Origin of the sequence: Microcoleus sp. LAD1_D3 (assembly GCF_036702135.1) — a bacterium.
Taxonomy (GTDB): Bacteria; Cyanobacteriota; Cyanobacteriia; order Cyanobacteriales; family Microcoleaceae; genus Microcoleus.
The window spans coordinates 188780-200412 of sequence record NZ_JAUBSB010000001.1 but is presented as its reverse complement, the minus strand read 5'-3'; the positions used below and the strand labels follow the sequence as shown (position 1 = coordinate 200412).

Here is an 11633-nt window from a genome sequence, read left to right as displayed (position 1 = left end):
TGTTTGCCTGTCCAAATATAAGATATTGCAATAAAGGTTTCTGGAAAACAGTTTTGCTGCAAGAATTTGCTTTGATAATGCTTGAAATTTATGGTGTGAAGAGTGAATAATGTTCCCCCCCTCGATTTAACCCGCCAATACGCGCAGATTGGCGACGAGATAACCGCTGCGGTGCAAAAAGTTCTTGCCTCTGGCGGCTACGTAGGCGGCCCGGCCGTGAAGAGTTTTGAACGAGAGTTCGCCGACTACACGGGAGTTTCCGAGTGCGTTGGCTGCAACTCCGGCACGGATGCGCTGATTTTGGCTTTGCGTGCTCTCAAAATTGGCCCCGGCGATGAAGTGATTACCACTCCTTTTACCTTTTTTGCTTCGGCTGAGACAATTAGCGCCGTCGGCGCCACTCCAGTATTTGTGGATATTGACAGCGAGACTTTTAATCTGGATGTCGAGCTCCTCGAAGCGGCAATTACCGACAAAACCAAGGCAATTATGCCAGTGCACATCTTCGGCCAACCGGTAGACATGACTCGGTTGATGGAAATTGCGACTCGACACAATTTAGCCGTAATTGAAGATTGCGCCCAGTCTGTCGGGGCCGAGTGGCAGTCTCGAAAAGTCGGCAGCATTGGCCATGTCGGCTGCTTCAGTTTTTATCCAACCAAAAATTTAGGCGCTTGCGGTGACGGTGGCGCGGTGACGACAAATGATCCAGCCCTCGCAGCTTCGATGCGAGTGCTCAAAGAACATGGACAGTCTTCTAGATATTTCTACGAAGAAATCGGCTACAACAGCCGTTTAGATGCCCTGCAAGCGGTGATTCTCAGCATTAAATTGCGGTATCTCGACAGTTGGAACGCGCAGCGGCGGGAGAAAGCGGCACTTTACAGCGAATTTCTCTCCCGCGTGCCCGGAGTTGCCGTCCCCAAAGAATTGCCGGAAGCAAAAGGAGTTTGGAATCAATACACGATCCGGCTGACAAGTCCCGAAGACGCGCAAAATCCCTCTGGCGATTTTCGAGATTGGATGCGGGCTCAGTTGCAGGAATGCGGCATCGGTTCGATGGTTTACTATCCGTTACCTTTGCACCTGCAACCTGTTTACAAATCTTTGGGCTATATTGTCGGTCAGTTGCCACAGGCTGAGCAAGTTTGTCGCGAAGTCTTGTCTTTGCCGATGTTCCCGGAACTGTCGAGGGATCAACAAGAGCGGACGATTTATGGTCTGAAAGATTGCTTGGCAAAGGCCGATCGCATCCGGTAGCTTTGGCGCGATGGCATCAGCGAGGGAAAAGCAGGAGGAGAAAAGAATTGCAGGGTTGCAGTGCTGTAAAAATATGCACCGGTCAGGGAGAGCCGTTAAGTATTTTGACCGATCACTTGTACTTTTATGTACTATATTTAATGAAAAGAAACAAATTTAGGCTAGCAATCCGCATCGAACGGGTGCATTTTCCGCTCGCCTAAAACTTGCGATCGGTCAATGATGAAGAAGGAAGAAGGAAGAGGGAAGAAGCCCGATGGAAGTCGGAAGAAGGAAGAAGGAAAAATAAAGAATGTTTGAATTTTCGACTTCCCATCCCCGATGCCCGATGCCCGATGCCCGATGGCCGATGCCCAATTCTCAATTTAACCTGTAATTTTCAGAAGATAAGAGGAAAATAAACGAGTGCCTCAGTATCAATTCACTCAGGCTAGACGCTACGATCCACAAGCGATCGCTCAGTATTACCGCAAACGTCCTTGGAAAGCAATTTGGCGCGCAATTACCGTTATTTGGTCTTTTGCGGGCTTCGTGCTGGGGATGCTGTGGGACAGTTGGCAGCACGAAGTCGCAGTACACCAGCCAGAACGAGCCACCCACCTGCGACAAATACTCACTCGCTTGGGCCCCACTTTCATTAAAGTCGGCCAAGCCCTTTCTACCAGACCGGATTTGATCCGCAAAGACTTTCTCGAAGAATTGATCAAACTTCAGGATCAATTGCCGCCGTTTGACTCAGTGCGCGCTTTCGAGATTATTGAAGCGGAACTCGATCGCAAAATTAGCGAAACCTACAGCGAAATCTCCCCCGAACCTGTCGCCGCGGCAAGTCTCGGTCAAGTCTACCGAGCTCGCCTCCTCACCGGGGAAGCAGTAGCAGTGAAGGTTCAGCGACCGAATTTGCTGCCAGTTTTGAGCCTCGATCTTTATTTAATGCGCTGGGCGGCTGGATGGTTGGGCCCCTTGTTGCCGCTGAATCTCGGTCACGACCTTTGTTTAATAGTCGATGAATTCGGTATCAAATTGTTCGAGGAAATTGATTATATCAATGAAGGCCGCAACGCCGAGAAATTTGCTACAAATTTTGCCGACGACCCGACGGTAAAAGTTCCGAGTATTTACTGGCGTTATACTTCAAAATGCGTTCTCACTCTCGAATGGATTGAGGGCATCAAGCTGACAGATATAGAACGTGTTAAAGCCGCAGGTTTGGATACCGATAGTTTAATTGAAGTCGGAGTCCGCAGCGGTTTGCGACAGTTGCTGGAACACGGATTTTTTCACGCTGACCCCCATCCGGGAAATCTGTTTGCCTTAGCGGACGGCCGCATGGCTTACATTGATTTTGGGATGATGGATCAGATGGAAGAAACAACTAAAGAAACTTTGGTTGATTCTGTCGTTCACTTGATCAACAAAGATTACTTAGAGTTAGCTAAGGATTTTGTCAAACTTGGCTTTTTGACTCCAGATACAGATATTATGCCGATCGTTCCGGCGTTGGAATCTGTACTAGGCGATATCGTCGGCGAAAAGGTGTCAGATTTTAACTTCAAGACGGTTACAGACCAGTTTTCGGAGTTGATGTACGATTATCCTTTCCGAGTGCCGGCGAAATTTGCCTTAATTATTCGCTCTCTGGTGACAGAAGAAGGTTTGGCGCTGACGTTGAATCCCGATTTCAAGATAGTCGAGGTGGGGTATCCTTATGTAGCGCGGCGTTTGTTGAACGGAGAATCTCCGGCACTGCGGCGGCGTCTGATTGAGGTATTATTCAAAGATGGCAAATTCCAGTGGAACAGGTTGGAGGACATGATCGCGATCGCTAGGTCCGATCGTAGTTTCGACCTGCTACCCACAGCACAACTAGGCTTGCAATTCTTGCTGTCCGAGGAAGGGTCGTTTTTGAGACGCCAGCTAATGTTAGCTTTGATTGAGGACGATCGCCTCCACACCGAAGAAGTTCGCAGCCTGTGGAACTTAGTCAAGGAAGATTTGCAGCCCGGTCGCCTGTTCAACGTGGCTCTAGGCGCTTTGACGGATTTTTCCACAGCAGGAGCAGCGGCGTTAACTCGATTTTAATTAGAAGGAAGAAGGAAGTTCGGCAACGGATTAGCAAGGGCGGATGTAACGGATGTAACGGATGTCAGGAAGAAGGAAGAGGGAAGAAGGAAGAAAAATAATTCTACTCTTGCCAATTCCCAATTCCCAATTCCCAATTCCCAATTCCCAGATCTCAATTACCCACTCCCAATTCCCAATTACCCAAATTACCCCAATTAAGGAATTATTCGTGTATTATTTTCCAGAACCTCCCTATTTTTTAATGTCGGCTGGATTACTAGCAGGTATGGCCTCCGGTGTAGCATTTGAAGCAACTCTCAAACAATCCGTACAACAGTGGTCTAAAAATCGTTCTACTCGCACCTTGGCTAACCTGCCAAGGCTGCAATTGGTCATACCTTTTCTGGGAATGGCGGCCGGAATTTGTGTATTTTTAGCTTCGGGGATGGAGATTTTTGGCTTCCCCAAACTACTTTGTTATGCCCTAGCTTTGCCACTGACGTTACTCACGGGCTGGCTGGTTTGGACTCAGTTGGGTAAGCTTTTGATCGAGTTAGAACGGGGAGGTTCCCAAGCGCTGGATTTAGATTCTTTTGAACAATGAAAGTTAACTATCAACCTCTTTTTATCAGAAGGAAGGGGGTTGATAGTTCTCTAGTTATCTAGGATTATCCTAATTTGAGGCTTTTGGAACCGCCGAGAACGCAGAGGAAGAGAAAGCATAAAATGACAACTTAGGCAATAATTTGTGTAAAAGTTTTAAAATCTAAAATCTAAAATCTAAAATCTAAAATCGAATGAGTATTTTAATTGTTACGGGTGCGGCGGGGTTTATTGGTTCTAACTTAGTAGAAACTCTTTTAAATCGAGGCGAGACGGTGATCGGTGTTGATGAGTTCAACGATTATTACGATCAGGATCTCAAGCGCAAGAATATTGCACGATTTGAAAAGTATCCGGGTTTTGAATTGGTGGAAGGCGATATTTTATCTCTAAATTGGCGATCGCTTTTATCCGATGCTAAGGTAATATTTCATCAGGCGGCGCAAGCAGGAGTTCGTGCTAGCTGGGGTGACGGTTTTCGCAGCTATACGGAACGCAATATTAACAGCACCCAAGTATTGTTAGAAGCTGCAAGAAATGCGCCCAGATTGCAAAAGTTTGTCTATGCTTCTTCTTCTTCTATTTACGGCAATGCTGAATCTTTTCCCACGAATGAAAACGCTTGTCCGCAGCCGGTTTCTCCCTACGGAATTACGAAATTAGCCGGTGAACGTTTGTGCGGGCTTTATTACCAGAATTTCGGCCTTCCGACTACTTCGCTGCGCTATTTTACTGTTTACGGGCCGAGACAGCGCCCCGATATGGCTTTTCACAAGTTTTTTAAGTCGATTTTGTTTGACGAGGCAATTTCAATTTTCGGCGACGGATTGCAAACGCGAGATTTTACGTTTATCAGCGATTGCGTTGCGGCGAATTTAGCGGCGGCTGAGGTTCCGGAAGCTGCGGGGGAAGTTTTTAATATTGGTGGGGGAAGTCGGGTAGTTTTGAAAGAAGTTATTGATACAATAGAGAAAATTGTCGATCGACCTATTCGGATAGATTTTACTGAAGCTGCGAGGGGAGACGCGCGGCACACTAGCGCGGATGTGTCTAAAGCCAAGAAAATCTTAGGTTATCAGCCGCAGGTTGCTTTAGAAGAAGGTTTAAGGCGCGAATGGGAGTGGATTCAGTCTGTGTACAGTTAGAGTACAGTTAGATGCTATCTATCCCAGAAATTCCGCAGCTTAAATTGAAAATTGTTAACTTTTTGACTTCCCCAACTTTTGAGATTTCTCTGCAAGCAAACCAACCAATTTGGAGGCGCGAGTTTTGGCTGTGTTTCCGGCGAATTCAAATATCGGTAGTGCAGAAATACGTCTCGGTAGGGAATCTCAACATCTTCGCCAGCACACAATCGAGTAAACTTTGCAGCAGAAATACTCATGTAGTGCAAGTAAGTCAACCGCCGCCCTTTATCGTATAGAACATAATCTATCACATCAAATTGAGAAGACCAATGATTGCCCGTTACCTGTGCAGGTTGATGATAAGCAAAGTTATAACAAGAGATGCCGCTGCGGGCGACTAAATAGTTAAATAAAGGTTGGTCAGTTCCCCGCAAAGACAAAGTTTGTGCTTCTCCTGAAGTCAATTTATCTAAAAGTTGGCTTGAGTTATTTCGATTTAAAATACCTTTTTTTGAACCAAACCAACCAGCACAAAAAATATGAGATTGTAGTTGACCAAGATTGAAAATTTCGGCTAGTTTGGGAGATGATAAATCAAATACATAATTGAGGTCAGATTTGTATTGAAAATCGTTGGCTACCCAATCAAATTCATCAAGTTTTTGATAGATGTAATCCAGAGAACCCATTAGCAGAGTGTCCGCATCAAAATAGACAAATTTATCAAAAGGGCCGTCAAAACAGCAAAATTTTCGGTGCATTCTCAAACAGTGAACTTGCTGCCAACCTTTGGCTTGCCAAACTTTTTGAGCCTTGCGGTGAGATGTCCAAACTTGAGTCGCAAAGTCTTCCCAGAAATGGATGGAATCGGTATTTTCAAACAGGGTGACATTGTGTAGGGTAGAAAAGTGCGATCGCACTTTTTTCAAGTTATCATCGTAGGGAATGATGCAAACAGGAATATTTTTGGCCCCATTGACTTCGAGACTGTTCAATAAAGCGACTAAGTGGTCAAAAACAACATCGTTTGCTAGAATATAAATGCCATCAGCCATCGGATTTTAGATTTTAAATTTTAGATTTTAGATTGAATAATTCTACTCGTTACTAGGCCGGTATGGAAACCAGTTAATTTATTACTCCGCGTGGAGTTGGTTTGTGTGCTTGCGTTGCTAGAGATTTCAATCGCTGTGTGAGTACAAACAATATTATTTATCCATGCCAATATCGAAATATTTTTTGCACTAAATTTGGTTGTTCCTCATTGAGATAACGATAATGTTTCCAAAGTTTCCAATAAGGACTACCGGCTTTAATTGGTATTCCAGCCCAGTGAAGATATTTTAACCTTTTGCCTTTGTCATAAAGAACATAATCTATTTCTTGAAAATGCTTGGAACCAGCCCAGCTTCCAGGTTCGCTTGGTGAAGCTTTAACAAGATTGCCGCGCTGGGGAATCAGCTTAAGAATAATATAATTTAGTATAGGTTGGTCTGTGACATTTTGAGTGAAGTCAAAATATTCTCGATGCTGCGAACATTCTCGCAAAATCTCATACATTTGCGATTCTGTAATAGTTCCTTTTCTAGAAGCCCAAAAACCGCTGTTGAATACATCTTGAAGCTGTGAGTCGGTAAAGATATTCTGTTCTTTTACAGCGGGTGAAAATACATTTCGCAGTTTTTCGCTGAGGTGGTGATAGTCGCAGCAAAAAAAGTCTACTTCTGATAGTTTGTTGAGGTTAGCTGCGATGTCTTCAAAGACGATGATATCGGTATCGATGTACAGAAATTCGTCAAGCGGGCCAAACCAGGCGGCGAGTTTTCGCATTTTGTTGGGGAGGGCTAAAAAGTTGCGATCGAACATTTGGCCAATTTCCCTGGTAAACTGTTCGACAAACTCCAGATTTGGGAACAATTGCACCCCGTGGAGACTGCTGAGTGCGGCTGCTACTTGCTGATAATTGTCGTCGAAGGGAATCAGAAAAATAGGTACTTGACAATTGTACAGACGTATGCTGTTTAAAAGGGCGATCGCACTTTCGATCACCTTATCATTCGCAACAATATAAATACCGCGACTCATACATTTATCCTCAACCTTCTCAATACCCTTTTTAACAAATTCGGCGCAGAAACCTCAGTATAAGACTTTGGCGCTTGGGCAAAAATCGGACGCTTGGACGGTTCGCGGAGATAGCGGTAATGCAGAAACAAATCGCGATAGGGAAACTCAATATTTTCGCCCGCACAAACTCTCCGAATTAAATCCGGCGGCACACCAATATAATGAATGTAAGTAAGTCGGTTTCCCTTGTCGTACAAAATCTGATCTTGCTCTTCAAAATGTTTAGAAGTGACGCTACACCCGGTTTTTTCGCCATCCGGGAGGCTATAAGCAAAATTATAGCTATTCATCCCCATTTTCATCACCATATAATTGAGCAACGGCTGTTCTCCCGCACCTTCATAGAGAATTTCCGCCTCGCCAGATTGCAGTTGAGCTAACAGCCATTCCCTAGTATCTCGGTCAAACAATCCTTGCTTGCTGGCGTAGAATCCCGAACAAAATATTTCCGAGTCTATCCGATTTTGCTCAAAAACTTCGAGGAGTTTTGGTGACTGAATATTGTATACTTTAGTTGGGTCGCAAAATTGAAAATCATAAACCACAAAATCCGAGTCCTCTAACTTCTGAAAAACCGCATCAAGGTAATTCATCACCAAAGTATCGGCATCCATATAGATAAACTTTTCAAACGGGCCGTCGAAAGCACAAAAGCGCCGATGTGCACCGTAAAGCCGGAATTTTTTGCGGTTCAAACGCTCTGGTGCGGCTGCTTGCATGAATTTATCCCATCGCTGAATAGATGCGCTATCTTCATAAATAAAGACGTTGGGACGGTTAACAATTTCAGCTTTAATTTGCTCTATTTGGTCGTCGAAAGGATAAATACAGACAGGAGTATTTGAGCCTAAGATAACTTCAATACTGTTGAGCAAGGCAATTAGTTGGTCGTAAACTGTATCGTTGGCAAGCGTGCAAATACCATTCATATCTATAGTCAGCAAAGGCGGACTTGGTTTATGTAGTTGCGGTTTCCACCGCCGAATCATTTAAAGGGTAAAAGGATAGAAAAGGGCGAGCCCGGGTGACTACAGCAGAGAACCGAAAACCGGAGACTACGCCAAATCCACAGCTACGCGAAAACCGATATACGATTCGCGGTTGCCCACCGAGCCCCTGACACGATAGGCACTGCGACAACTGACCGCATGGCTGGCCCAGGAACCGCCACGCTGCACTCGGAAATTATCTCTACCAGTTTCTTCCCAAGAACTTCCGTCAGTTGGTGCGCCCTCATACCTATCGTGCCACTTATCGCTGCACCACTCCCAAACATTGCCGTGCATATCATACAGTCCAAAGGCATTGGGAGGAAAACTCCCGACATCGGTTGTTTTTCCGCGGCAAAGTCCTTTGGGGGCGTTTGCCAAGGGGTAGTGTCCGTTATAGTTGACTAACTCCGGGGTAATAGTTTCCCCAAAATGAAATGGGCTGGTTGTACCGCCACGACAGGCATATTCCCATTCAGCTTCACTCAGGAGGCGATATTTTTTCCCGGTTTTTTGGGAGAGTTTGCCACAGAATTCGACTGCCATATCCCACGATACTTTTTCTACAGGAAGTTTTTCACCTTGAAACCACGATGGGTTATTTCCCATCACTGCTTGCCACTGTGCTTGGGTGATGGGGTTTTTGCCTGCATAAAAAGCGCGTACTGTTACTTCATGCTGCGGATTTTCATCATATATTTTACCTTTTTCGGTTGCTGGCGAACCCATAATAAATGTACCGCCGGAAATATAAACCATTTCCAGCACAACTGGATTCCCTAAGTCTTCGCGCAAGAAGTGAGCATAATCACGGCGGCGACTGTTTTCTTTTCCTTCAGCATCAACTGTGATCACATCAAAGTCAAAAATAGGCGAATATTTTTGGAACTTCTCTTTTATATTTGGTTCATCTCTCTCCTTCAGCACCGAATATGCAGCCAACTTCACCTTTATTGATTCATCCTGCAATGCCGAAATTATCAAGTCTAAACCAGCTTCTCCATATTTCAACGCTTCATACAGTGCGGTGATTCTGACTTCGACATGAGGTGAAGCTAACCGACTCTTAACACCAGGAATCCCGCCTAAGACAGTCGCACCAAATGGCACTTGAGATTGAGCGCCGAGTACGGCATCGTATTCTCTGGGTTGATTTTGGTTTTCTGTCATTATGTTATTTCTTAAGATACAAACTTAGACAGCCAATTGAGCAAGTTCAATTCGTGCAGAATGATTTGTCTGGCTTCGGCAATTTTATCCCTGGCTTCATGCCAATAATCCGCATTAGCCACAACCTCTTTAATAAATTCTACTCCTTTCTCATCCAGACTGGGAAGCCGCAGGAAACTCCCTGCAGGCAACAACTTATCGGCCGCCGAACCGCCGTAATAAATCGGCAAACACCAAGCTAATAAGGCATCCCAAAGCTTCTCGCTGACATACCAATCGTTTTCTGCATAATTTTCAATAGCTAAGTTGTAATAGTATGGTGCGACGGCGTGCCATTTATTGTTCACAGTCCCGTTCCCGCGCGCCCAAGTTGGCAAGTTTCGCCCGTAAAGGTCAAAATCCAATTCTTCTGATTGCAGCAATTTGATAAAGTCTAATCTCTGGCGGTGATTGGCGGTGCGGCTAACACCTGAAGTAATCCAAGAACAGGATTTAGTTTTCGGCGGCGCAGGCATTTCATCTAGTTCTCGAAACGAATTAGAGTGATACCAAATCGCGGGCATATAATCGGGTTTTGGTGCGAAATCGTCCGGCCCGGAAACGTAACCGCAATAAAGTTTGGCTTGTTCGTAGTTGGCTTTGGTAATTTCAATAACTTCTGGTAATGGTGGCTCGCGGATCAGGTAAATTATGCGTTCCTTGGGGACACCGCGCAATTTTTCTCGAATGTCATTTTCTGGATTTTTAGGGCTGGGACGGCGAAGTTTGTCGATCCAGGATTGCTGTTTTGGCGGTTTGGGAAAGTCGAATTGATACATCAGTAAAAAGTCTGGTTCTGGGTGATGTGCGACCATTTGAATATTTCCCCATTTGCCGAAGTTGTGGGGGGTTTGTTTCCACAGCCAGTCGCTTTGACTCATCCCCGGGTAGGTGGTGATTGTGCCGATGATTTTTTGGTTCATATCTAATAATAAATCTGGTTTTTGCGTGTGGGCGGGGCGGGTTTATGAGATTATTAATTTTAGGCGATGATTGTTGGTAAAACCCGCCCATACGGATTTTTAAATTATCGGATATCGCACTTGCTGATCCACATAACTTAAAATTCTCTCTATCCTATTTTCCCAGGAAAATTGCTTGACAAAATTCAATGTTTGTGGATAGCCTTCGCTCTTCCTCGGATATTTGGTTAAACTATCTCGAATGCTTTGCGCGAACTGGTGCGGGTTATCCGGTTCGCACCAAGTTGCTACTATATTTCCCGATTTAAATTCCATTAAAGATGCAATCTCCGTCGCTACAATCGGAGTTCCCGATGCCATGTAATCAAAGAATTTTAAAGGAGATGTGAACGTCGCGGCCTCTGTCAAACAGTGAGGGTGAGTCAAAACATCGGCTGCTTGCAGCAAGCTAGCCAGTTGATTTTGAGCCAGGTAGCCCAGAAATTTAATGTTGTTAACTTGCTTGGATTTGGCTAATTGCTGGTAGGCTGTTACTTGGGATGAATCACCGCCCGCGATCGCAAATTGAACCAGCGGCAATTCCTTAGCCACATCCACCAACATATCAACACCTTTAAACGGGTAAAGTCCGCCTGCATAAACTGCTAAATGCCGTCTGTCATCTTCTAATAATTGCTGTCGCCAATTCTGGGCAGCTTCTGTTTGTCTCGCGAGAAACAAATGGTTAAAACCGTTATGCAGCGTAATTACTTTTTCCGGCGGCATCCCATTCAAAATCATGCTGTTTCGGACAGTATCGGCAACAGTTACACCAATTTGAAATAGAGGATTGCCAACGATTTCTGGTTCAAAATTTTTGTCTTCGTGGTGGTGCTGTTCGTAGATAGCGGGAATTCCGTTTTTAACTGCTGCTTTGACAAAGTTCCAGTCGCGGGTGTGGACAATTTTAGTGGATTTAAGCAGGTGAATTGGTAAATAGTATTTTGATACTATTGTACTCGCACTCGTCCACTTGCTGTCCCAAAGGTCGATCGGCCACGGCATGGGCAAATCTGCTACTTTTAATTTTTCCTGAATATTGTAAATTTTGGCAAGTTTGTCATCCGGTTTCTTCGGTTGAAAAGGAAAAAGCAAATCAACCGGGTTCAAAGCACTCCAGCCTTTACGGAGGTATACCAAAACTGCTGGATAACCGAGATTGGCTGCGGCATTTGCAGAGTGTGCAACTTGAACTAAGCTCGCTACATTGGGTTGTGGTAAGATATTTCGGGTAAAAAATACATAATATTTAGACATGGTAATTGGCAGTTGGTAATAGGTAATTGGTAATT

Annotated in this window: 10 protein-coding genes; 4 read left to right on the top strand and 6 right to left on the bottom strand. The window is 44.8% G+C overall.

Features of this window, described 5'->3' with window-relative positions:
* Positions 1-102 precede the first annotated feature (102 nt).
* The 4 genes from QUA74_RS00760 (at position 103) to QUA74_RS00745 (ending at position 5072) form a co-directional block, all read left to right on the top strand.
* Positions 103-1260: a DegT/DnrJ/EryC1/StrS family aminotransferase gene (locus QUA74_RS00760; RefSeq protein WP_333324057.1), complete on the top strand. Its 1158-nt coding sequence runs from the start codon at positions 103-105 to the stop codon at positions 1258-1260.
* Positions 1261-1665: 405 nt separating this feature from the next.
* Positions 1666-3342 carry an AarF/ABC1/UbiB kinase family protein gene (locus QUA74_RS00755; RefSeq protein WP_333324055.1) on the top strand — a complete coding sequence of 559 codons (1677 nt, stop codon included), beginning with the start codon at positions 1666-1668 and terminating at the stop codon, positions 3340-3342.
* A gap of 211 nt (positions 3343-3553) precedes the next feature.
* The gene (locus tag QUA74_RS00750) at positions 3554-3928 is read left to right on the top strand and encodes a hypothetical protein (RefSeq protein WP_333324053.1); all 375 of its coding nucleotides are present in this window, start codon (positions 3554-3556) and stop codon (positions 3926-3928) included.
* Positions 3929-4121: 193 nt separating this feature from the next.
* The gene (locus QUA74_RS00745) at positions 4122-5072 is read left to right on the top strand and encodes an NAD-dependent epimerase/dehydratase family protein (RefSeq protein ID WP_333324051.1); all 951 of its coding nucleotides are present in this window, start codon (positions 4122-4124) and stop codon (positions 5070-5072) included.
* 14 nt (positions 5073-5086) lie between these two features.
* On the opposite strand, the gene QUA74_RS00740 is transcribed toward QUA74_RS00745, so the two are convergent.
* From QUA74_RS00740 to QUA74_RS00715, 6 genes are all read right to left on the bottom strand, one after another.
* Positions 5087-6109 (bottom strand): Npun_R2821/Npun_R2822 family protein, encoded by a 1023-nt coding sequence (locus QUA74_RS00740; RefSeq protein WP_333324049.1) that lies wholly within the window; start codon positions 6107-6109, stop codon positions 5087-5089.
* A gap of 157 nt (positions 6110-6266) precedes the next feature.
* Positions 6267-7139 (bottom strand): Npun_R2821/Npun_R2822 family protein, encoded by an 873-nt coding sequence (locus tag QUA74_RS00735; RefSeq protein ID WP_333324047.1) that lies wholly within the window; start codon positions 7137-7139, stop codon positions 6267-6269.
* A complete protein-coding gene (locus QUA74_RS00730) occupies positions 7136-8110 on the bottom strand; it encodes an Npun_R2821/Npun_R2822 family protein (protein ID WP_333324155.1) in 975 nt (324 codons plus the stop codon). Before QUA74_RS00730 ends, QUA74_RS00735 begins: the two co-directional genes overlap by 4 nt.
* Positions 8111-8236: 126 nt before the next feature.
* A complete protein-coding gene (locus QUA74_RS00725) occupies positions 8237-9340 on the bottom strand; it encodes a formylglycine-generating enzyme family protein (RefSeq protein ID WP_333324045.1) in 1104 nt (367 codons plus the stop codon).
* An 11-nt stretch (positions 9341-9351) separates the two neighbouring features.
* A complete protein-coding gene (locus tag QUA74_RS00720; protein WP_333324043.1) occupies positions 9352-10302 on the bottom strand; it encodes a glycosyltransferase family 10 domain-containing protein in 951 nt (316 codons plus the stop codon).
* A 99-nt stretch (positions 10303-10401) separates the two neighbouring features.
* Positions 10402-11598 carry a glycosyltransferase family 4 protein gene (locus QUA74_RS00715; RefSeq protein WP_333324042.1) on the bottom strand — a complete coding sequence of 399 codons (1197 nt, stop codon included), beginning with the start codon at positions 11596-11598 and terminating at the stop codon, positions 10402-10404.
* Between the last annotated feature and the right edge of the window lie 35 nt (positions 11599-11633).

Coding starts and splice junctions, on each gene's coding strand:
- QUA74_RS00745 (WP_333324051.1), top strand. CDS start 4,122: ATGAGTATTTTAATTGTTACGGGTGCGGCGGGGTTTATTGGTTCTAAC.
- QUA74_RS00735 (WP_333324047.1), bottom strand. CDS start 7,139: ATGAGTCGCGGTATTTATATTGTTGCGAATGATAAGGTGATCGAAAGT.
- QUA74_RS00720 (WP_333324043.1), bottom strand. CDS start 10,302: ATGAACCAAAAAATCATCGGCACAATCACCACCTACCCGGGGATGAGT.
- QUA74_RS00725 (WP_333324045.1), bottom strand. CDS start 9,340: ATGACAGAAAACCAAAATCAACCCAGAGAATACGATGCCGTACTCGGC.
- QUA74_RS00730 (WP_333324155.1), bottom strand. CDS start 8,110: ATGAATGGTATTTGCACGCTTGCCAACGATACAGTTTACGACCAACTA.
- QUA74_RS00715 (WP_333324042.1), bottom strand. CDS start 11,598: ATGTCTAAATATTATGTATTTTTTACCCGAAATATCTTACCACAACCC.
- QUA74_RS00740 (WP_333324049.1), bottom strand. CDS start 6,109: ATGGCTGATGGCATTTATATTCTAGCAAACGATGTTGTTTTTGACCAC.